The organism is Vibrio sp. Y176 (genome assembly GCF_033438945.1).
In genome coordinates this window covers 45,820-68,081 of record NZ_JAWOQS010000012.1, presented here as the reverse complement: position 1 = coordinate 68,081, position 22,262 = coordinate 45,820, and the positions used below count along the sequence as shown (strand labels likewise).

Here is a 22,262-nt window from a genome sequence, read left to right as displayed (position 1 = left end):
ATAACAGCAGAGTGATATCCAATTATAAAATCGTATGCATTGCCAATCAGTTTTTACTCATATTAAAGATGAAGACTCAGCGATAAAAACGCTCAGGTCCGAATTGACACAACAGAACTTGTCTTACGTGATGTGTTACTACACGGAAGAATACAATTTCGAGTTGATTCGAGAAGCGTTTCTTGCGCATTTTCCTGGTGTGCCTTTTCATGGCGCCAGTTCATGTCAAGCCGTAATGACAGATCAGGGCTTTCATACAGGACCAGTAATTGCGGCACTTGCTGTTTATGATACAGGTCCTCATGCTTATGGTACTGGTATTTCTAATCACAACTCAGGTGACAGCGTCACCAAGGCTTTGGATATGGCCCTTGAGAACGCAAACCGTGTAGGAGAGGTACCAAACTTAATTCTACTTCATGCTACACCAGGGCAAGAGGAATCAATCATTGCGTCTATAGATGAAAGATTTGGAACTCTAATTCCAATTATTGGTGGTTCGGCCGCTGATAATAACATCGCTGGGAAATGGTCTGTGATAACCGCCCAAGGCTCTCAAACTTCAGGTTTAAGCTTAACTCTCTTTTACTCCTCTCAACCTGTTGATATCGCTTTCAGCGCTGGGCATACACCAACTAATATCAAAGGTGTTGCAACCAAGACCAACGATAGATGCTTACTTGAAATTGATAATGAACCTGCGCTCAATGTTTATAGAAGGTGGACAAATCACCAGGATAACCAAGTAGGTAAAGATAATATGCTGTTTACAAACTCGAGTGCTTATCCATTAGGGCGGATCGCAGGTCATCTCTATGATCGCCCATATTACAAGTTATCCCATCCGATCCGTGAGACGCCAGATGGTGGAATCGAGTTGTTTACACGAATAGAAGAGGGTGACGAGCTCACATTAATGAAAGGAAGTCGTGAGCATCTCGTTGCGCGCGCTGCAAAAGTCGTCAATGCCGCTTTTAACCAAAAATTAGAAGAGTCTCGAAAAATTGGAGTGATAAATATCTTTTGCGCAGGTCCCATGTTGCACTTAATGCAAGACATGAATAGCGTTTGTGAACAAATTAACCAAGAACTAGAACATTTGCCTTTTATTTGCCCTTTTACTTTCGGCGAGCAAGGTAGATTTATTGGTGGTGAGAATGGACATGGAAACCTGATGATTTCATCGGCTATATTCCATAAACCTTATGAAAGATAAATACTTAGACATATATCAACAGGAAGCGCTTCAAGAAGCGTTAGTTGAGCTAAAGCAGGCTAGACAAAGAGAACGACTACTCGCTGATGAAAACAAGGCCATTCTTTCCGCGATATCTGCGATGAGTGAGGCAAAGAATCGGCATGAGATATTTACGGGATTAAACAATGTCCTCAAAAAGTACATCAACTTCGATGATTTTATTGTACTGACTCGTGATGGTGAACGATATCCCTTCAAGACATTGATATCAACTAATAGCGTATTTGATAATGTATCCTGGTTACACGGTAACACCTATCAAAGAGCTCTCAATGGTGAATGCATTCTACTGTTCGAGCCAGATAAACTCGCTGAGTTTGTTAACTTAAACAGCTTTATAAAAAGCCATGTAAACTCGGTCGTTTTAACTGGTATACGTTCAGAAGTAACGCAAACCGTAATCCTACTTATTGGAGCTCAGAAAGGGCACTTTAGCATAGAGAATAAGGAAACCTTGAGGCGGTTTCGTCCCTTAATTGAAAGGGCGGTCATTGATATCGAGACCAAAGAGAAGTTACAACGTATCGTTGAAGTAAGAACAACTCAGCTCGCTAAAGCAAGAGAAGAAGCAGAGCTTGCGAACCGGTCTAAGTCGGAGTTCTTAGCGATGATGAGTCATGAAATAAGAACCCCTTTAAATTCCGTTCTTGGAATGCTAGATATACTGAAGCAATCAACCTTGTCAGAAGAACAAATTGATGCTTTGAGCCAAATGGAGTGCTCTGCAGAGTTACTTCTCGCGATAATCAGTGACATTCTTGATCTTTCTAAAATCGAGTCAGGTCGCTTTCAGCTCAATGAACAATGGATTAACTTAAGAGACACTGTCACTTTTGTTATTTCTCAGCAAAAACAAATAGCTAAGAAGAAAAATCTTAAATTCAAGCTCAACTGTACTGTCACTAATGACAAACAATTTTGGATTGACTCCACGCGGTTATCTCAAATTCTGTTTAATCTAATAGGGAATGCAATAAAGTTTACAGACGAAGGTGAAGTAAAAGTTTCTGTATCTGAGCAAGATGCTGAACTTGTGATCTCAATATCTGACACTGGAATTGGTATATCTAAAGCAAAGCAAGAGCACTTGTTTACGGCATTTCATCAAGGAGACCGTTCCATCACGAGACGCTTCGGTGGTACAGGACTGGGGCTCGCAATAACCAAGCATTTAGTCGAAATGATGCGTGGCAAGATTGCCGTTAAAAGTGATGAGCATGTTGGTTCAACCTTTACGATTTCGATTCCAGTTTTGACTCGTTGTAATCAAAGTCGTCCAGTTAGAATCGAAACCAATCAACCGACAAAAGCAATGGAACTTCTCGTCGTAGAAGATACCGAGTCGAATCAGTTCGTAATAAAGCTTATCTTAAATAAGCTTGGCCATAATGTTCATATCGCAAGCCATGGAGCAGAGGCATTAACATTTTTAGAAGAGAATGAGGATTTAATCGATTTGATTCTCATGGATGTCTCGATGCCAGTGATGGATGGAATTACCGCAACAAGACTTATTCGAGATAAAGGTCTCAGGACCCCGATTATAGCGTTAACTGCACATGCGCTAGAAAGCGATAGAGATAAATGCCTGGATGCCGGTATGGACGGATTCATTTCCAAGCCAGTTAGAAGACAAGATATCTTTGAAGCTATACAGTCATTTCAATAAGTAAAAAGGCGTTAATATAGATCTTAACAATCGATAGATTATTAAGATCTATATTAAGTATTTTATGGTAAATAACCATTATGTTTAATGCTAAAGCCCTTAAATTTAAAATCTGCAAGGGAATAGGAGCATACTCAGACAACATTTAGCGTACAGCAATATGTAATTTAACATAATATACATAATGCGCACTAATAGTGTAAGCCCAAAGCGATAATGTCCTAGTATTTCCAAGTGAATCTGTCCTATGTTTGCTTGGAGGTATTTAGGAAGTTAGTTACGATGAACTACCATGAATTGCAACGTTTCTCCAGTATCCAAGATGTGTTAAACAATAAGTTAAAGTGCCGAAGCCACATCCATTCTTGGAATAAGCTACCGGCACTTGTCTCGCATACTTTATGCCGTAGCAGAACCTCATCCTAGCCCAAATCACGCAGCACATCAGATTGTGATGAGAAACGGTAAGGTAACTGCGATGACTGATGCAAAATTACAAATGTTAGAATTTGGTATAGGGATTAATGATGCAATTAATGGTGTTTGGTTACCTAGATCCAGTGCTTATAAAGATCACTACACTACTCCAAAAGCTCCACCTCATTCACGAATACATGGTACAAATTATCAGAACTGGATTGGCACGCTTGGAAGAATTAGGCATAGTGAGAATGTATTTAAGTCCACACTGCTGAACTGCTGAAAAAGCAAATACAAGATAGTTCTCATCCTGAGAAAATTCTTGAGAAGAAAGATGCTAACTGGAAACCTACTGTATGACTGTATACAAATTAAAAAGTAAACCTCGAGAATTTAAGGTCTTAGAGCATGACCCTTATAAGCGAGCTCTCGATTCAGATGACTTTAAGTTGTTAAGGCGACTTCGAAGAGCCCCTGTTGATTCAACCAGCTTGAGAGATGTTTGGGTAAATGAATATGCAACATTTACTCAACACTTTAAATCTGCTGAAGCAATCCCAGACATATCTAAATGGAGAACATTTCTTGTCTTGAGAGAAAATGCATATCAGGTAGTACGAGATGTAATTGATTCTGACGGTGAGTTCTTACCGATTACAATCGATGATGAAAGTTTTACCGTGTTCAACGTGATGTCCTTTGGAGAAGAAGACAAGCAGAAAATCAAATTTGAAGACATTGACGGAGAACAAGGATTATTAGAGAAACTGGCATTTATAGAAAGCGATCTTTCAAATAAATATGTTTTTAAATCAAAAGGTGAAGGTTGTACGTCAATTTATTGTGATGACAAACTCATATCGTTATGTGAAGAGCACAATTTAAAGGGACTTTCGTTCGATACAAATCTACTCGATGTATTTGAAGATTGATTCATCAGAATTTTTGTATTAGTTCAGACTAGATCTGAGACTCCAATTTGAAAAGAAGAGAGTTACTCACTTTGATTAAAGGTGCTTAATCACTAATCAAAGACAATAATTTGTGGTTATGCTTACGAAGCAAATCAAATCTCTTATTGAAAATTGATGCGCGCTTAGTCCCCGACTTACTGGCGTGTCCTTCCGTAAGCACCTGAATCAATCTATGTATGGTGATGATGGCCAACTCACTGAATTTGCCACTCAATGGCATCACGATTACTAACTTAAGCGCTACCAAACAAAAAAGCCTTTCATACTCGCCTCGTACAACAGCAAAAATCAGCTAAACGCTCTAATCGCTCCGCAACGAAATCTGCCAAAAATCACGAGCTCAGTTGCGTTCTGAAACATTTATAAGCCTGTGGTTATATGGAGGCGAATGTACTTTTCGGGGTATTTGTAACGATAGCGTTTTCCTTTCTTCAAGTTGGACTTAACGTACCTACACACTTTTTGGTCACCACTGCTGGTTACTCTTTTTATTACTGCGTTTTTACTTTTGTGCTCCATTTCTATCATGACGTCACAATAACCTTGATAGCCATCAAACTTATTGTCTACTTTCTTTTGAAGCTTAGTCTTAATCTTTTTAGCCAACAGGTTCGTTTCTGAATCGTCAGCAAAAACTGAATTACTTGCAAAGATCAATACCATTAAAGTTACAACGTATCTCATCGTTTTGGTCCGTTTATGTTGTTGATTGTTCGATGATAAGTAATTTTTCTGTAGATACGAAAATGGGACGCCACATTGCGTCCCATTTAACATGATGAAGTAACTGATATGTAATTAAGCGCGCTTCTTGCCTTTGTTTGCTTTGAAGCCCTGGTGCGGAAAAACGTTACGAATCCTCTGTTGAACTTTTTTGGGAATGCCTTTGGAAAAACTTAAGCGCATTCCTGTTCGTTGGCTATACACCTTCATTTCACCAGTAAACGGGTTATGCTCACTAATATCCTGTAAGTTGTGTTTGAAAGAAGGAGGTAGATGCCCTTTTACGTTACTAATATGGCCATTATCGAACTTTACTTTTAACACCGGCCTATCGACTGCGATCAACCAAAAGATCACGATGGCTGCAATTAAGATTACATATAACATTTGGCACTCCCTATCCTAGCTAGATAGCAATTTACTCAAATCCTCTTTAATTGAGGTAACTTTTTGACTCGCTTTTTCACTTCTCGACGCTTCGGAAAGCAAATATTCAATTGCGTCAGATAACGTACAACCAAGTTCATTCGCTCTACTAGAAAGCTTTTCCCAAACTCGGTAATCTAAATCAATGGATTTCTTCTTTGTATGGACTTGCTCTGCATTGAAGTGACGTTTCCGTTTCGCTCGGATAGCCTGCTTGAGTTTATTATCTAACTCTTCTGACATGTGGTTTTCTATCCAAGCTAAGACAAGTGTAGGCTCGTGTTCAAGGCGTTTTAGTTCTGCGACCGCTGCATCTGCTTCGCTTGTATCAATATGTCGGGTAATCGCTTCACCATCTTTCCATTTTTTGATGAGATACTTCCATTTCCACCCACATTCTAGATTCTCAAGCTGCTGATATTTCATTTGTTCCGACCCATAAACATAACCTAGTGACAGCGTAACCCAGATGGTTTACTTGGGCAAATAAAACTCTTAGAAGTATCGATGTTGATCACTCATTTGTCTAAGTATTGTTCATTGAGAGATGAATGCCGAGAGCAAACCAAATTGGTGCTAGGGTGTTATAGTCCGTTTCGTTATAATGTCGGCAAGATTGAATTACGATGAATTTTAATGAACCAACTTAATTGGCAAGACGTAACACCTTCACTTGAGCAGTACGAAGCACTTTTAAAGTCTGCACCTTCGTTACCAAAGAAGTCTTTTACTGATCTCCAACCGAGAATGTCGGCAACGATATCTCGTTTTTCAAAAATTTCCGGATTGACGCGAGTACTACTCATTAACTGCGTAGATAATTCTGTATATAGAGAGTTCATCAGTAAAGCTCTTCAGAGCCAGTCTAACGCTGCGATAGTTTTTTCGGAATCACTTGATGCCAAACGTTTATTTGACCGTTACAGTGTTGATGTAAGTGGTGATATTGCCTTCCAACCTGGTTTAATTTCACAGGCAGATAACGGTTACTTAATTGTACCGGCTAATCTAATTTTGGCTAACCCAGGACTTTGGCCAAATATAAAGTCTGCAATTCAACAAAACCTTATCGAACCACTGAACCTAAGCCCTACTCGTTTACCTACTTCAGTACCGCAAGCTAAAGCTTATGATGTAAAACTGATTGTAACAGGAGAAAGAAGTCAGTTAGCAGAGCTAGAATACATCGATGAAGACTTCTGTTCTGGCTTTGCCATGTATACGGAAGTTGAAGAAGATATTCATCTGTCAGAGCAGAATTTGACAGATTACTTTGGTTTAGTGAACTGGATATGTTCTCAATATCAGCTGCCTCACTTAACTGAATGTGGTTTTAGAAGATTGTTGCTGGCCGGTATGAGATTTACTGAAGATCAACATTATCTGCCTTTAGGAGTAATGTGGCACTCTCAACTTCTAACGCTTGCTAGCCAGTTCAGTGATGGCCACGCATTAGATTACAAGTCGTTAGATAAAGCGATTGACGATAAGTATTACCGAGAATCTTACCTTCCTCAGCGTGCCGTGTACGATATTTTAGATGGACAAGTCATCATTGAGACAACTGGGGAACAAGTTGGTCAAATCAATGGCCTAACCGTTATTGATATGGCTGGGCACCCTGTCAGCTATGGTGAGCCTGCGCGAATATCTTGTGTAATTCATTTTGGTGATGGCGATGTTTCCGATGTTGAGCGCAAAGCTGAGCTTGGAGGCAATCTACATGCAAAAGGCATGATGATTATGCAAGCTTTCTTGAGCTCTGCTCTGAAACTGGATGAACCACTGCCTTACTCAGCCTCCATCGTATTTGAACAGTCTTATAGTGAAGTTGATGGTGACAGCGCATCTCTTGCAGAACTTTGTTGCTTGGTAAGTGCTTTATCTGAATCTCCAATTAATCAACAAGTTGCGGTTACAGGGGCTGTTGATCAGTTTGGTCGAGTGCAAGCCGTTGGTGGCTTGAACGAAAAAATTGAAGGTTTTTATCAGGTTTGTAAACATCAAGGTTTTACAGGAAATCAAGGTGTTGTGATGCCAAAATCAAACCTTAAACACCTTGCATTACATAAAGATGTAATAGAAAGCATTAAAAATGGTGAGTTCCATATTTGGTCCGTTTCTACCGTAGATGAAGCTATTCCGATTGTAATGAATAAACCTTTTAGAGGTGAAGACGATAGCATTATTGGCAAAATAGCGGAACGTATTGAAAACTTTGAAAGACATGAGCATCCAGAAGGAATTGTGCAGCGCATCAAAAACTGGTTTGTCTAGTACTGATCGGAGTTGTTTAGCGTACACGTGTTCACTAAGATGCAGCTATCAAAAATTGGAGTAATTGATAATGCAAAACAAACGTGATTCTTATAACCGTGACGATCTACTTGCTTCTAGCCAAGGCGAACTGTTTGGGCCTGGTTACCCTCAGCTTCCTGCGCCAAACATGCTAATGATGGATCGTGTTACTAAAATGTCTGAGACTGAAGGCGATTTTGGTAAAGGTTTGATCTTGGCGGAATTGGATATTACTCCAGATTTGTGGTTCTTTGACTGCCACTTCCCTGGCGACCCTGTAATGCCGGGTTGTCTTGGCCTTGATGCGATGTGGCAACTTGTTGGTTTCTTCCTTGGCTGGGTTGGTGGCAAAGGAAAAGGTCGTGCTCTGGGTGTTGGCGAAGTGAAGTTTACAGGTCAGATCCTGCCAACAGCGAAAAAAGTGACGTACGAAATCCACATGAAACGCGTTGTAAACCGTAAGCTTGTGATGGGTTTGGCTGACGGTCGTGTATGTGTGGACGGCAAAGAAATCTACGTAGCAAAAGATTTGAAAGTTGGCTTGTTCCAAGACACTTCAAGCTTCTAATCACGATTTTAATCGATTTATTAAGGCTCCTATTTAGGAGCCTTTTTGTTATCGAGTGTTAACCTACTTCCCTATGTCCCTATAATGTAGAAAAGGCTCCGTAGAGCCCTTTCGAATCCTTCTTTTTGTATGTGGAGAGTTTATTTGTAGAGACCAGATTGTCTTTCATCTCTGGCATCACGCCAACCACCTAACCAATACGACCGAGCATCAACTTGTTGATATGGGCAAGCCTCTTGAGACCTTCCATTCAATCCAGCTTTGTAGCCTTGAGATTGAGCTCGTTCTAGGCGATCACGCTTTTGTCTCTTCATAGTTAATTCCTCATACAGGTCCATTTACTAACGTACAGCTGTTATTGTGAAACTTTGATGGAGTTTTTATGACTCCACTTATAAGAATCGATCAAAGTAGGCAATTTCTCAAGGCATAAAAAAAGCAGAGACTCAAATGTGTGAGCCTCTGCTTGATTTAAAAATTACTGACGATTTTTAACTATTTTCTACGGAACCCAAACAATCCAAGCATGGTCAAAGCTAACCAACCAAGGCCTGCACCTTGACGCTCTGTCGTCGTTGAGTCAATGCTTCGAGATACGATGTCGTCCTTAGTTGCGTCAGCAATAGGTACTAGTTTGACTGCTACAATTTGCTCTTCAGAGCTACATGTCGCATTGTTTGCTGTTGTGCTATAACCACCTGCACATTTCATAGCAGTACCAGAGATCACACCTGCATCATTGATATCAGTTGCGTCGATAATACGGAACTGATTGTTTTGTTCAGAGTAATCACCGCCATTAGTCAAACTGTCTAGGAACCAAGCTTTTCCATTAAACAATGTTGCAGCACGTTCACTAGTCTCGCCACCTAGGCTATATGGATAGATAAAACCGCGCTTACGACGTGGCTTGCCATCGTCTTCACGAGTCGTTTCCGCATCAAGTTGCCCGACGATTTCATTGTAAGAGTTGATACCGCCCATCTTACCGCCCGCACCGCTAAAGAAAATGCCAGTAGTTGGGTAAAAAGCGCTAATAGAATCCTTACGAACATCATCTACGATAAAGAGACGATTCGGAGCAGAGCCCGTTGGCATTAAGTATCCGCCCGAACGTTTCGCTTCACCAATAGCAACAAAATTAGAGTTAACGTCGGTTAAGCGTGAGTTTGTATGAACCGTATCATCACCTTCGCGCTGTCTAGCTCCTACAACAACTTTATTTTTCCAAGTTGCGTTTTCAACGCTACCTTCGGCTTCTAGAGTTCCGACAAAAACAGTCGCATTCAGGTAGTTATCATCACTGTAAGTGTTGTAACCTACGCCATAGACCGTTGTTCCATCAGTGACAAGGTCACGCATGCTCCCTTGAGCTAACCTTTCTCCATCTTTAGATGTGCCACTAGGCCAAGCCAATTCACTGACGGTTCCGCTTTGATCCCAAATCGCTGCTTTTGATGTGTGGTGAGAACCATTGGTATTGCTTGCTGTTCGAGAAACACTGCCAACAGTAAAAATGCCGTCTGTGCTCCAAGCATGGCTTTGCACAACACTTGCGTCACTATCGCCAGTAAGAATATTTGGCTCTACTGGTGCAACTACGGTATTTCGTGTTTCTAATGTAGAAGTATTTTCTGTGCTAACTTTACTCTGATTACCGACAGCTGCACCACCCTCGGTAAGCTGGTTGATAACATTGTTATATTCATTTTTATAAGCAGCAGAATCTTCTTCTATGAACGCTAACGCATTAGAAGTAAAGTCTTTACTACGTTCTTTATTCCACGGCGTCCAGTTTACTGAAGCCCATGAGTCACAGGTGGAATAGCGAAGCTGGTTGTAACAGTAACGCTCAAAGTCTTTGAGTTCTTGGATGTAATAAAAGCCAGCGTCTAATCCGAATGGGATTTCTTCACGATAGCTGTTCCCATCCACGGCTTGTGTCGCTGAAATCGGCGTAGTGCGAGTTTCCATTGCAAGTTTAAACTGCTCTGGCGTGCAGTTTGCTGCTGCATCAAAGCAGCCTAAAGCGAAAGGTGAACCTGTTGAAGGATCTGTACCTGCATCGCCCTGTTGAATTGCAACCCCGTAAGCCGTTTGGTAGTCACCGTTTGAACCATGATCCTGAGGTGAAACCTCAACAACTTGATACAATGCCGCCTGTGCGTTCATTGTGGTACCAACCATCATTGCAATGGCGGTCAATTTGAATTTATTACTACAATTCATTGAATTCTTAACTATCCTGTTGCATTGCTTCGAGTTCTTCCCATCTCTCGAATGCGATTTCCAACTCCTGCTCTAGTGCAGCAAGCTGTTCCAATACCGGCTGAGTTTGCTCTACAGGTTTAGCAAAGAACTCTGGATCGTTCACTTGCTCCTGAAGGCTCTCGATATCCGACTCTAATTGTTCAAGTTTAGCTGGTAGAGCCTCTAATTCTCTTTGCAGCTTATACGATAACTTCTTCGAATTGTTCTTAGGTTGCGTAGTTTTGGGAGTTTCCTCAACCACTTTCTCTTTCTTCGTTGGTTTTTCAACCTGACTGCGCGAAGCAAGAACTTGGTCACGCTGCTGTTTAGCATCATGATAACCACCAACGAACTCTTCGATTATACCGTTACCCTCAAAAATCCAGCTGGTTGTTACTGTGTTGTCTACGAACTCACGGTCGTGACTCACTAACAATAATGTACCCTGATAATTGGCAAGCATTTCTTCTAAAAGTTCCAACGTTTCGATATCCAAATCGTTAGTTGGTTCATCAAGAATAAGTAAGTTGTTTGGTTTCAACAAGATACGGGCTAGCAATAATCGGTTTTTCTCACCACCAGAAAGTGCCTTAACCGGGGTTCTGGCGCGCTTAGGTGCAAATAAGAAGTCTTGAAGATAACTCAGCGCATGACGCTGACGTCCCCCAACCATTACTTCTTGTTTCCCATCCGCTAAGTTATCGATCACTGTCTTTTCTGGATCCAAAATCTCTCGGTACTGATCAAAGTACGCGACTTCTAATTTTGTTCCGCAGTGTAAACGACCAGACTGCGCTTCCAATTGCCCCAATAGCAATTTAAGTACCGTACTCTTACCGCAGCCATTTGGTCCGATAAGTGCAATACGGTCACCACGCATGATGTTAAAGCTAAAGTCGTCGACAATTGTCTTGCCTTCGTAAGCAAAAGATACATTTTCTGCTTCAAATACAATCTTACCTGAACGAGAAGCATCATCGATGTTTAGGTTAACTTTACCTTGAACTTCACGGCGGTCACGACGCTCTTCACGAAGTTTTTTAAGGGCTCGAACACGGCCTTCATTACGAGTACGACGTGCTTTAATGCCTTGACGAATCCACACTTCTTCCTGAGCTAGTTTCTTATCGAACTCAGCATTTTGCATTTCTTCGACGCGAAGCATTTCTTCTTTGTCATTCAAATACTGTTCGTAATTACCAGGGAAAGAAGCTAATTGACCGCGATCTAAGTCAACGATGCGTGTCGCCATCGACTTGATGAATGCACGGTCGTGAGAAATAAAGATGATCGAGCCTTTGAAGTCTTTTAAGAAGTTCTCTAACCATTCGATCGTTGTCACATCGAGATGGTTTGTTGGTTCATCAAGAAGCAATACATCAGGATCACAAACCAGCGCACGAGCTAAAGCAGCTTTACGTTGCCAGCCACCGGATAGATCGGTCAGTTTGGTTTCTGGGCTTAGTTTTAAAGCGCCAAGTACGTTCTTAACACGGTCATCAAAGCGCCAAGCATTAGAATGATCAAGTTGCTCTTGAACTTTCGCCAAACGGTTAATGTTCTTCTCACTTGGGTCTTGAGCAACAAGATCGAGAAGATCGTGATAGATCTTCAATTGTTCGCCGATTTCAGCCAAACCGCCAGATACGTATTCGTAAACCGTACCCTCTTGATTGCGCGGTGGATCTTGTTCAAGCCGAGAAACTACTACGTCTTGAGTTATTTGAATCTTGCCATCATCCAACAAAATGTCGCCGGCAAGCACTTTCATTAACGTGGACTTACCTGCTCCGTTACGACCAACTAAACAAACGCGTTCGTTTTCTTGAAGAGCGAACTCCGCTTTGTCTAGCAATGGGTGGTCACCAAATGCAAGTTGTGCGTTATGAATGGTAAGTAATGCCATTATTATCCAACCAATGTGTGAGTTGTTCTAAGTCAAACGGCCAGTTCAACTCAGAATCTTGATATTTTAATACGGGTATTGTGACGCCGTAACGAGAAAATAGTACATCATCGAACGCAATATCAATGATATCTGTTTGCTCGGCCAAACCGACTTGGTCTACTAGAGCAAATGCCATCTCACAAAGATGGCATCCCTCCGTGCTATACAATATCAGCACGTATTAATCCTTTTGTTTATACTACGCGTGCGTTACTAGCCAACAGTTATGAATCTGTTTATTACGCGCAAAATCTAATGGTAACGTTTGAGAAGAAATATTCTGAGCCTTCAAACCCAATTCAGCGAGTGATTCTTCATCCATCTTGAAGTGACGTTTGTTATTTGAAAATACGATTGTGCCTTCACTTCTCAGTAAACGTTTGAGGTTCTTCATTAGCTTAATGTGGTCACGTTGTACATCGAATGATGTTTCCATACGCTTAGAGTTAGAGAACGTAGGTGGGTCAATGAAGATCAAGTCGTACTCACCTTTTGCGTTTTCCAGCCATTGCAAACAGTCCGCTTGTTCATATTTATGTTGGCGCCCTACACAGCCATTAAGCTGCATATTGTCTTTCGCCCAGTTCAAGTAGGTGTTTGACATATCGACAGTTGTAGTGGAACGCGCCCCACCAACTGCAGCGTGCACTGTTGCACTACCAGTGTAAGCAAACAAGTTAAGGAAATCTTTACCCTGTGCCATTTCGCCAAGACGACGACGAGTGATCTTATGATCCAAGAACAGGCCTGTGTCTAGGTAGTCATGAAGGTTAACGATCAGCTTCACACCGTACTCGTTTACTTCGAGCGTCTCTGATACCTGACCTAATTTTTGGTACTGGCTTCGACCTTTCTGCTTCTCACGAACTTTCAGTACAACTTTGTTCGCTTCGACACCGGTCACCTGAATCGTCGCACGGATAATGTCCGTTAGACGACGCTTGGCTTTTTCTTCAGGGATGTTCTTAGGTGCTGCGTACTCTTGAATCACAATTTGATCGCCGTACACGTCGATCGCTACGTTGTATTCTGGAAGGTCTGCATCGTAGATACGATAGCAGTCTAGTTTCTCTTTACGCGCCCACTTGCCAATCTTGCCAATGTTTTTCTTCAAACGGTTTGAGAAGTCTGGTGCGATTTGAACGTTAGTATCTGCACCTTTCACTTCATCAGCGCTGCGCTCGGCAATGCTGTAGTTCTTTTGGTGACACGGTAACGCACCATTGTTCAATTTAAACTGTTTATCAGCGCGCATACGAAGGCAACTCAAGAGCTCGTCTGAGCTAGAGAAGATAGATGCTTTACATCCGCCAAACTCAGATTTTAGCTGTCCACCGAACGCGGTATAGAGCGCAATCAGCCCCGGCTCAGTTCCTAGACGCTCACCGTAAGGTGGGTTTGAAACGATAACACCGTGTTCAAATCCTGCGGGACGAGTAATAGTTGCAGCATCACCTTGCGCAAACTCAATCAACTCTTCAACACCTGCTCTGCGGGCGTTTTCTTGAGCGACTTTTAATACTTTGGGGTCGTTATCGAATCCAAAAAACTTAGCGTCAACTTTCTTGACACCTCGTCTAGCTTGAACATTAGCCTCTGATTTAATCTCAGCCCAGGTCTCCGGTTCAAAGTCTTCCAAAACTTCGAAGCCCCATTGTTTGCGCTTAACGCCAGGTGCCATGTTGGCTGCCATCATTGCCGCTTCAATAAGCAAAGTACCAGAACCACACATTGGATCGAGTAATGGTTGATGCCCATCCCAGCCACAACGCATGATAATCGCAGAAGCAAGCGTTTCACGTAATGGCGCACGACCCGATTCTGGTCGATAACCACGCTGATGAAGACCACTACCTACCATGTCTACCCCAAGCAACGCTTTATCTTTATGCAAACGAACGTGAATACGAATATCTGGGCGTTCTTTGCTGATATTAGGACGTGGCAAGCCTTTGTTCTCAAAGCAATCTACGATGCCATCTTTGACCTTCATAGCTCCGTATTGGCTATTTCTAATCTCACGGTTTGTGCCGTTAAAGTCCACAACAAAGCGTTTAGAGCTATGAAATTGGTTAACCCAGTTAATAGTGGAAGTGGATAGATACAAGTCCATGTCGTTGTTACACGTGAACTCAGATAAAACACGTACAAATCGAGACGCTAAACGGCTCCACAAACAACAGCGATAAACCTGTTCGTTTGTCGCTTTAAATTTTACGCCTGCCTGTACTGGTTTCGCATTTTCAATGCCTAGTTTAGTCAGTTCTTCAACAAGCAAATTTTCCATGCCATTTGAAGTTACCGCGAGATATTGATTCATAGTGTTCTTTCGCTGATAAAAAATGGCTTCAATTATACCTGACTTTACGATCAATGCCTCGTTTTTAAAGGTATTTTCCCACCCGTTAGTTCAAATCATCACCACTCAAATGATCTAAAACTTTCAACATCTTTAGTTTGAATGTTTTTCATTCATGAACGTATTTTGTTTCCTTTAGAAGAAGTGAATACTTATTTACATGCATTTTGGTATATACCAGTCTGGATTGGTTGATGTAAATTACTTACAAATACCCTTTATAGGGGAATAAATAGGGTTGTTTTAGGCGCTAGGTTGCCTAATTAAAGGAGTAATCAAATTGAAATAAGTAAAATAAAAGTGACCAGCTTCATGTTTGCATGCATAGAAAACAAACAGTTTCATGGTCTTTCGGATTGGAGTGTCTGAGGAAAGGACAAAAAAAATCGACCCAATAAGGTCGATTAAGGCAAACAAAGGAACGAAATAAAGAAAAATTAAACAGCTTTAACCCACCATTGCCATAGGGGTCATTGCAAAGAGGTGGTTTGCACAAGCCATGCGATCATGCATTACTTTAATCGGCTGCCCAAATTGAAGCGCCTTATTGCCATCAAGAACAAAGGCTTCTTGGTTAACATAAGCACATAAGCTCGATGTTTCGCCTGGTTCTAGAACGATGAACATACCATCAGAATATTGATTTGTGAGAAAGACCATGTCCCCTTCTTGAGGTTCATAATCAGAGGACTGTGCATCGAAGAACCAGCTCTTAGGCTGTACAGGTTTATGAAAACGCTTTGCAGCAACACAATACAGTGTTAATTCAGCTTGGCGATATTCACTGATATCGAGACAGCGAATGCGCTCATTAAACGTTTGAAATGCGCTGGCGTCATCAACGGTAAATTCACTGTTTGAGAAGGCACAGTTAACCAACAATTTTCGGGATAGATTGGTTTGGAAAATCATTTCCTCCCCCAGATCCAGCATTAAGCAAGCTTTTTGCTCGTCAAAATACCAATTCCATTTGTCGCTGGGTTTAAGCATTATTCCGTTCTCTCTTGACTAGTTAAATCAGTGGTAAAGAGGTAAGACGCTTAATTACCTACTCGTGATTTTTAAATTCTACAAACGAACGGATAAAAAAAAAGAGGAAACAAAGTCCTCTTTTTTATGTAACAGGTACTGATTTTTCAGTAGTTTTTGATGTATATGTTAAAGATTCTTAACAATATCACGTACGAGACCTGGGCCGTGGTAAATAAAGCCAGTGTAGACTTGAACAAGTTTAGCGCCTGCCATGATCTTTTCTTTGGCTGCAACATAGGAATCTACACCACCAACACCGATAATTGGAAGTTTGTCTCCAAGCTCTTCATGAAGCTTACGTACGACCTCCGTAGAGCGTGATTGCACAGGGCGACCACTCAAGCCACCTGCCTCATTGGCGTGTCTCATCCCTTCTACGATCGTGCGATCCAAAGTTGTGTTAGTCGCGATCACACCATCTATATTGTTTTTCAATAAAGAATCGCAGATTTGGCAGATTTCATCGTCACTTAAATCTGGCGCAATCTTTAATGCTAACGGGACATACTTGTTGTACTTCTCTGATAACTCCGCTTGTTTCGCTTTTAATTCGGAAAGCAGTTCATCAAGCGCTTCACCATATTGAAGTGAACGAAGACCTGGAGTGTTTGGCGATGAGATGTTTACTGCAATATAGCCAGCATACTCATACACTTTTTCCATACAAATCAGGTAGTCCTCTGCCCCTTTCTCAATTGGCGTATCTTTATTTTTACCGATATTAATTCCGAGAACACAATTGAATTTTGCTCGTTTAACATTCTCGATCAAATTATCAACGCCTAGGTTATTAAAGCCCATGCGGTTGATGATCCCTTCTGCTTCCACTAAACGGAATAAGCGTGGTTTATCATTACCTGGTTGTGGTCGTGGCGTTACAGTGCCGACTTCGACAAAGCCAAAGCCCATGGCATCAAATGCTTCAATACATTCGCCGTTTTTATCTAAACCAGCCGCAAGACCAACAGGGTTACGGAATGTTAGACCCATACACTCAACTGGACGAGTTGGTAACTGTTGGCGGTAAAAGAGATCAAGTGGTGTGCCGTTAAAGCGTTGGAAGTTCTTGATTGCAAGATCATGTGCCTTCTCGGCATCGAGTTGGAAAAAGCCAGTTCTGGCTAGACGGTAAAGCATTGTGCCTCCGAAAGAAAAAAGCCCCGTATAAACGGGACAATATTATTTACCGTTTTTCATCGTAATTCAATGAAAATGAACGTAATAAGTAAAAACCTATATCTTTATAAGATTTTTAAATATAAAACAAACAATTACAATCAAGTTTCTGCGATAAAAATCGTAACTAACCGCTTAAAAGCAATCGATTTCACTCTGTTTTAATTTCAATTCAATGTGACAATGTAACTATTTTCGTTCCAAATGTGAATAATAGATAATAAAAAGCCCCGTTAAATAACGAGGCTTTTACTTATGACTTGATTATTCCACTACTCTTTCGATGAGCAGTTGAGGTTTAAAAGTACTAGCTCTCGAAGTGCTACAGAGAACTTAGCAAATTCGTGTACTGAGCCAACTTTGAACTCGTTTAAGATACTCTCCCAGCGGTGCAACGATTGCTCGTTAGTTTCAATCCAATCTTCTAACGCAGCCATCACGTCAAGCTCTTCGGTTGAGCAGCCACAAGTCAGTACCTGAGCGGTAAGTTGACGTTGTTGCCAGTCCAGATCTTCACGGAATGCCGCTCTTGCAAGTGCTTGCCAGTTGTTATCAACGGCTTGGCTATTAATTTGCTTCAAGAACCAATGCAACGATAAACGGTCACCCAAGTTAAAGTAGAGTTTCGATGCTTGCTCAACCGTTTTACCTGTTTCACTTGCTACTGATGAAATATCCAGTGCAGATTGTAAGCTTGATAAGCGGGCAACTTGGTGAGCGAGTTTCTCTTCAACCCCTTTCTCTATCCAACCTTGAGCCAACTCATTGTGTTCTTCAACTTCAGACTCAACTAACATAGTGTCTAGGGTTTCAGTGATAACATTGACATCTTGCTTGTAGATAGCAATCAACTCACCGACCGTGCATTTGCCGCTACGGTTACGAAGCAACCAGCGTGCAATTCGACGCAGTGCTCGGCGCACGTAAAACATAATTTCGTATTGAGCTTGCGCTGTCGCAACGTTATCAAGTTTGCGAGTTTGCTTGAGGATTTCTTCTAAATCAAAGATTTCTCTAGCCGCACTGTAAGCGTTGGCAATATCGACAACACTTGCACCAGTTTCTTCTTGCAAACGAGTAACGAAGTTACAGCCCATTTCATTAACCATCTGGTTAGCCAATGCTGTAGCGATAATTTCAGCTCGCAGTGGGTGATTAACCATTTGATCTTTATAGTTACGTCGTAACGCACTTGGGAAATATTCAACAAGTTGTTTTGCATGGAATTCATCATTTGCGATTTCATCCGTAACAAGTTGCTGTTTAAGTACCATTTTACCGTAGGCAACTAACACTGATAGCTCAGGGCGAGTCAGACCTAGTCCCTGTTTTTCACGCTCGATTAGCGTTTCATCATCAGGAATGTATTCGAGAGCACGGTCCAAGTACCCTGCTTTCTCCATAGTGTGGATGAATCGAATTTGCTCCTTAACAATGCCAACACCTTGCTGTTCAGTAACAGAGATCGACTCCGACTGACGGTAAGCATCATCCAAGACAATTTCACCCACTTCGTCTTCCATAGACTCTAGAATTTGGTTACGTTGCTTAACCGTAAGATCGCCATTTGAAACCAGTCCATTGAGGAAGATCTTGATGTTGACTTCATTATCCGAACAGTCAACGCCACCTACGTTATCAACGAAGTCCGTGTTCACTCGACCGCCAGTTAGTGCGTATTCGATACGACCAAGCTGAGTCATACCCAAGTTACCACCTTCGCCAACCACTTTGGCTCTTAAGTCACGGCCGTCAATGCGCAGCATGTCGTTAGCACGGTCGCCAACATCTGTATGAGTTTCTGTTGATGATTTAACGTAAGTGCCGATACCACCATTCCAAAGCAGATCGACTTTCATTTTCAAGATCATCTTTATCAGATCGTTAGGCGCTAAAGATGCTTTCTTAGTACCTAACATTTTCTGAATTTCTGGCGTCAACTGGATCGATTTTGATCGACGAGAGAAGATGCCACCACCTTGAGAGATCAAGTCTTTGTTGTAATCTTCCCAGCTTGATCTTGGCAGATTAAACAAGCGGTTACGCTCTTCCCAGCTGCTGGCTGAATCTGGATTTGGATCAATAAAGATGTGCATGTGGTTAAACGCAGCTTGCAATCGAATATGCTTCGATAACAGCATACCGTTACCGAACACGTCACCTGCCATATCACCTACACCGATTGCAGTAAAATCAGTGGTCTGACAGTTGATGCCCATTTCACGGAAGTGACGTTTAACAGATTCCCAACCACCTTTTGCGGTGATACCCATTGCTTTGTGATCGTAACCGTTTGAACCACCTGAAGCGAATGCGTCACCTAGCCAGAAGTTGTATTCTGCAGAAACAGAGTTTGCCAAATCTGAGAAGGTTGCTGTGCCTTTATCGGCAGCCACTACTAGATATGGGTCATCTTCATCGTGACGAACAACGTTTTGTGGTGGTACCACCTCTCCTTCAATGATGTTATCTGACACATCTAGCAGTGCACGGATAAAGCGTTTGTAACAACGCTGACCTTCCGCAAAAATTTCATCACGAGTGGTGAGAGATGGCTGGCGTTTACAAACGAAGCCGCCTTTTGCACCAACTGGTACAATTACAGTGTTCTTAACCTGTTGCGCTTTTACTAAGCCAAGAATCTCCGTACGGAAGTCTTCTTGACGATCTGACCAACGCAAACCACCACGAGCCACTTTTCCACCACGAAGGTGAACACCTTCAATATCTGGTGCGTAAACAAAGATCTCGAATGCAGGTACAGGCTGCGGAATCTCAGGAATATCGCTTGGCTTCATTTTCAAAGATAACCAAGGCTTAGGCTGCTTATTCTCGTCTACTTGGTAGTAGTTGGTACGAAGCGTCGCCATGATCATTTCAATATAACGACGAATAATACGATCATCATCCAAGCTCTCTACACGATCCAACTGCTCTGTTAGCTTTTTAATTAGATCGTTTTGGCCTTTCTCGCTGCCTTTGTGTTTCGGATCAAATCGCTTGGTGAACAGCTTGACTAGACCTGTCGCTAAGTCTGGGTAGTGGCTTAGCGTGTCTTCGATGTACTGCTGACTGAATGGGAAGCCGACTTGGCGCATGTATCGTGCGTAAGCGCGAAGAATGGAAATCTCACGGCCAGATAAAGACGCACCTAATAACAATCGGTTGAAACCATCACTTTCAAGATTACCCGCCCAAATGGCAGCAAATGCTTGTTGGAAACGATCACGAGCTTCACGAAGGTCAACGGTTTTCTCGCTCTTATGCAGCATAGAGAAGTCAAGGATCCAGAAAGTCTGACCGTTGTTTTTCTCGATCTCATATGGCGATTCGCCAATCACACGCAAACCAAGGTTTTCCAACATCGGCATTACGTCAGAAAGGTGAATTGGTTCATCGCGATGATATAACTTTAAGCGGACAGCTTTGGAATCTGCTCCCTCTTCTTGAGGTCGGTAGAACAACATACCAAGTTTATTATCATCACTTAACGCTTCTAAGCGCTCGATATCTGCAACCGCAGAACCTGGCATCATGTCCTCTTTGTATGAGCGAGGGAACGCACTCATATATTCTTTTGAAAGAGGAAGGCCTTTACTTTCACCAAAGTTAGCAATGATGGATTCTTTTAGTCTGTCATCCCAAGAGGTAGAAACTTCCATTAGATTTTGCTCGATCTTTTTCACGTCTACGTCAATGTTGTTATTGTCTACACGAACAATGTAATGTGTTCTCGCTAGTGGGCTTTCTGAGAAGTACGTTGTAAATTCAACCTCTTGCTCGCAACCAAAGTACTGCTTAAGAATGCGTTGAGTTTGACGACGCAATTCTGTGTTGTAACGATCTTTAGTGACATAAACCATGCAACTGAAGAAACGACCAAATGGGTCTTTACGAACAAACAAACGCAGCAAGTCACGATCTTGCATTTGTACAACACCCATTCCCACCTCAAGCAGCTCTTCTTCATTAGCTTGAAGCAACTCGTCGCGTGGGTAGTTTTCTAAGATATTGTGCAATGCTTTGTATGAGTATGATCCGTGACGGTATCCACTTGCTTCAAGGATACGGTCAACTTTTTCACGGATCAAAGGAATACTTTGTACCGCTTGGTTGTAAACGGCGGAGGTATATAAACCAGTAAAGCGATGCTCACCTATTACTTTACCGTTTTCATCAAACTTCTTAATACCGATGTAATCAGTATAAGCTGGACGGTGGATACGAGATGCTTTGTTACCTTTGGTGATGATCAGAGCGTATGGTTTTTTCGCTTCTAATCGCGCTGAATCTGATAATTCAGAGAGCTTGACGCTACGCACGCGCTTGTCATCAGCAAACAGACCTAGTCCTTTTTCTTTAGCAGGAACAAGTTCGGTATCACCATTGACCTCTTTTAAGTCATAATCTTTATAACCCATAAAGGTAAAGTTATGATCTTCTAGCCAACGAAGAAATGCGATCGTTTCATCCATACGATCAGTTTGGATAGAAACACGATCTTTATTTTTCTCAAGTTCATCAGTAACAAACTTAAGCTTATCAACCATCTGCTTCCAGTCATCAACGACTAAGCGAGTATCAGATAGAATTCTTAACAGCTCTTCTTTAAGCGCTTGCATCTCGTCTTTACTAGTAAGGCGGTCTACCTCTATGTGGAAAAGTGATTGAAGAACACCACCCTCACCGTTTACGTCTGTAACTTGGCCTTTTTTATCACGCTGAATCTGTGTTGGGTTATTCAACATTAGGTGACAAACAAGATCCAAACGTGCTAAAGCCATTTTGACTGAGTCCACTAAGAATGGACTATCTGGAACAACAATTTCTACGATTGTGTGTGTGGATTGCCAGCCTTGACGACTTACGGTCGGGTTAAATACTCGAACCGAAATCTCTTCTGGTTTTTTTTCATTGATATGGTGCCAAAGGCTAACGACAGCACCATAAAGGTCGGATTCGTTTCGCTGAATTAGATCATCATCAGCAATGTTACTGAATAAGTGTTGAGCAAGTTTAGTTACAAGCGTTTGGTGAGAAAGCTCGAGTTTGTCTTGAATCAGTTGGTAAACCTTTTCAAGCAGAACCGGCACTACATTTTCACGCGCGGTCATATTCACACTCCACATTAGAATTGTTGTTTTGTAGGGGGACTTAGTAG

General features: G+C 41.8%; 17 protein-coding genes. 6 read left to right on the top strand and 11 right to left on the bottom strand.

Annotation, left to right across the window (positions count from 1 at the left end; translation table 11 throughout):
• The first annotated feature begins 34 nt into the window (after window positions 1–34).
• The 4 genes from R7O13_RS21070 (at window position 35) to R7O13_RS21055 (ending at window position 4,279) form a co-directional block, all read left to right on the top strand.
• Window positions 35–1,216 carry an FIST signal transduction protein gene (locus R7O13_RS21070; RefSeq protein ID WP_017634895.1) on the top strand — a complete coding sequence of 394 codons (1,182 nt, stop codon included), beginning with the start codon at window positions 35–37 and terminating at the stop codon, window positions 1,214–1,216.
• Window positions 1,206–2,927 (top strand): ATP-binding protein, encoded by a 1,722-nt coding sequence (locus R7O13_RS21065; protein ID WP_238844455.1) that lies wholly within the window; start codon window positions 1,206–1,208, stop codon window positions 2,925–2,927. Before R7O13_RS21070 ends, R7O13_RS21065 begins: the two co-directional genes overlap by 11 nt.
• 385 nt (window positions 2,928–3,312) lie before the next feature.
• Entirely contained in the window at window positions 3,313–3,630 is a 318-nt protein-coding gene (locus R7O13_RS21060) for an AHH domain-containing protein (RefSeq protein WP_213964472.1), read from the top strand.
• Between the two features lie 73 nt (window positions 3,631–3,703).
• Window positions 3,704–4,279: a hypothetical protein gene (locus tag R7O13_RS21055; protein ID WP_064353938.1), complete on the top strand. Its 576-nt coding sequence runs from the start codon at window positions 3,704–3,706 to the stop codon at window positions 4,277–4,279.
• Between the two features lie 402 nt (window positions 4,280–4,681).
• Here the strand turns inward: R7O13_RS21055 and R7O13_RS21050 are convergent, their stop codons facing one another.
• The 3 genes from R7O13_RS21050 to matP form a co-directional block, all read right to left on the bottom strand.
• The gene (locus R7O13_RS21050) at window positions 4,682–5,005 is read right to left on the bottom strand and encodes a hypothetical protein (protein ID WP_025766620.1); all 324 of its coding nucleotides are present in this window, start codon (window positions 5,003–5,005) and stop codon (window positions 4,682–4,684) included.
• Between the two features lie 114 nt (window positions 5,006–5,119).
• Window positions 5,120–5,431 carry a DUF3634 family protein gene (locus tag R7O13_RS21045; protein WP_005377468.1) on the bottom strand — a complete coding sequence of 104 codons (312 nt, stop codon included), beginning with the start codon at window positions 5,429–5,431 and terminating at the stop codon, window positions 5,120–5,122.
• A gap of 15 nt (window positions 5,432–5,446) precedes the next feature.
• A complete protein-coding gene (gene matP / locus R7O13_RS21040; protein ID WP_005396497.1) occupies window positions 5,447–5,896 on the bottom strand; it encodes a macrodomain Ter protein MatP in 450 nt (149 codons plus the stop codon).
• Between the two features lie 210 nt (window positions 5,897–6,106).
• Here matP and R7O13_RS21035 point away from each other — a divergent pair, with 210 nt between their 5' ends.
• Both R7O13_RS21035 and fabA read left to right on the top strand, forming a co-directional pair.
• Window positions 6,107–7,747, top strand: a complete 1,641-nt coding sequence (locus R7O13_RS21035; RefSeq protein ID WP_005377458.1) for an AAA family ATPase — start codon at window positions 6,107–6,109, stop codon at window positions 7,745–7,747.
• Window positions 7,748–7,817: 70 nt separating this feature from the next.
• On the top strand, window positions 7,818–8,336 hold the full coding sequence (gene fabA / locus R7O13_RS21030) for a bifunctional 3-hydroxydecanoyl-ACP dehydratase/trans-2-decenoyl-ACP isomerase (protein ID WP_005390081.1): 519 nt from the start codon (window positions 7,818–7,820) through the stop codon (window positions 8,334–8,336).
• Between the two features lie 140 nt (window positions 8,337–8,476).
• Here the strand turns inward: fabA and rmf are convergent, their stop codons facing one another.
• The 8 genes from rmf to R7O13_RS20990 all read right to left on the bottom strand — a co-directional run bounded on the left by rmf (window position 8,477) and on the right by R7O13_RS20990 (window position 22,215).
• Entirely contained in the window at window positions 8,477–8,650 is a 174-nt protein-coding gene (gene rmf / locus R7O13_RS21025) for a ribosome modulation factor (RefSeq protein WP_005377453.1), read from the bottom strand.
• A gap of 181 nt (window positions 8,651–8,831) precedes the next feature.
• Entirely contained in the window at window positions 8,832–10,565 is a 1,734-nt protein-coding gene (locus R7O13_RS21020) for a DUF3466 family protein (protein WP_005390080.1), read from the bottom strand.
• 7 nt (window positions 10,566–10,572) lie between these two features.
• A complete protein-coding gene (locus R7O13_RS21015; protein WP_005377449.1) occupies window positions 10,573–12,492 on the bottom strand; it encodes an ABC transporter ATP-binding protein in 1,920 nt (639 codons plus the stop codon).
• A complete protein-coding gene (locus R7O13_RS21010; RefSeq protein ID WP_017821808.1) occupies window positions 12,470–12,712 on the bottom strand; it encodes a glutaredoxin family protein in 243 nt (80 codons plus the stop codon). The genes R7O13_RS21015 and R7O13_RS21010 overlap by 23 nt, the downstream gene beginning before the upstream one ends.
• A gap of 21 nt (window positions 12,713–12,733) precedes the next feature.
• A complete protein-coding gene (gene rlmKL, locus R7O13_RS21005; protein WP_053350765.1) occupies window positions 12,734–14,854 on the bottom strand; it encodes a bifunctional 23S rRNA (guanine(2069)-N(7))-methyltransferase RlmK/23S rRNA (guanine(2445)-N(2))-methyltransferase RlmL in 2,121 nt (706 codons plus the stop codon).
• Window positions 14,855–15,340: 486 nt separating this feature from the next.
• Window positions 15,341–15,883 carry a cell division protein ZapC gene (locus tag R7O13_RS21000; RefSeq protein ID WP_005377444.1) on the bottom strand — a complete coding sequence of 181 codons (543 nt, stop codon included), beginning with the start codon at window positions 15,881–15,883 and terminating at the stop codon, window positions 15,341–15,343.
• 168 nt (window positions 15,884–16,051) lie between these two features.
• Complete coding sequence (gene pyrD, locus R7O13_RS20995; protein ID WP_005377443.1) at window positions 16,052–17,062, bottom strand: quinone-dependent dihydroorotate dehydrogenase; 1,011 nt, start codon at window positions 17,060–17,062, stop codon at window positions 16,052–16,054.
• Between the two features lie 311 nt (window positions 17,063–17,373).
• On the bottom strand, window positions 17,374–22,215 hold the full coding sequence (locus R7O13_RS20990) for an NAD-glutamate dehydrogenase (RefSeq protein ID WP_005377441.1): 4,842 nt from the start codon (window positions 22,213–22,215) through the stop codon (window positions 17,374–17,376).
• Window positions 22,216–22,262: the final 47 nt, after the last annotated feature.

Bases quoted from the DNA above. Each gene is read 5' to 3' on its own strand.
- R7O13_RS21050 (WP_025766620.1), bottom strand. From the start codon at position 5,005: ATGAGATACGTTGTAACTTTAATGGTATTGATCTTTGCAAGTAATTCA.
- R7O13_RS21035 (WP_005377458.1), top strand. From the start codon at position 6,107: ATGAACCAACTTAATTGGCAAGACGTAACACCTTCACTTGAGCAGTAC.
- rlmKL (WP_053350765.1), bottom strand. From the start codon at position 14,854: ATGAATCAATATCTCGCGGTAACTTCAAATGGCATGGAAAATTTGCTT.
- R7O13_RS21020 (WP_005390080.1), bottom strand. From the start codon at position 10,565: ATGAATTGTAGTAATAAATTCAAATTGACCGCCATTGCAATGATGGTT.
- R7O13_RS21045 (WP_005377468.1), bottom strand. From the start codon at position 5,431: ATGTTATATGTAATCTTAATTGCAGCCATCGTGATCTTTTGGTTGATC.
- R7O13_RS20990 (WP_005377441.1), bottom strand. From the start codon at position 22,215: ATGACCGCGCGTGAAAATGTAGTGCCGGTTCTGCTTGAAAAGGTTTAC.
- R7O13_RS21015 (WP_005377449.1), bottom strand. From the start codon at position 12,492: ATGGCATTACTTACCATTCATAACGCACAACTTGCATTTGGTGACCAC.
- R7O13_RS21055 (WP_064353938.1), top strand. From the start codon at position 3,704: ATGACTGTATACAAATTAAAAAGTAAACCTCGAGAATTTAAGGTCTTA.
- R7O13_RS21000 (WP_005377444.1), bottom strand. From the start codon at position 15,883: ATGCTTAAACCCAGCGACAAATGGAATTGGTATTTTGACGAGCAAAAA.
- rmf (WP_005377453.1), bottom strand. From the start codon at position 8,650: ATGAAGAGACAAAAGCGTGATCGCCTAGAACGAGCTCAATCTCAAGGC.
- fabA (WP_005390081.1), top strand. From the start codon at position 7,818: ATGCAAAACAAACGTGATTCTTATAACCGTGACGATCTACTTGCTTCT.
- pyrD (WP_005377443.1), bottom strand. From the start codon at position 17,062: ATGCTTTACCGTCTAGCCAGAACTGGCTTTTTCCAACTCGATGCCGAG.
- matP (WP_005396497.1), bottom strand. From the start codon at position 5,896: ATGAAATATCAGCAGCTTGAGAATCTAGAATGTGGGTGGAAATGGAAG.
- R7O13_RS21070 (WP_017634895.1), top strand. From the start codon at position 35: ATGCATTGCCAATCAGTTTTTACTCATATTAAAGATGAAGACTCAGCG.
- R7O13_RS21065 (WP_238844455.1), top strand. From the start codon at position 1,206: ATGAAAGATAAATACTTAGACATATATCAACAGGAAGCGCTTCAAGAA.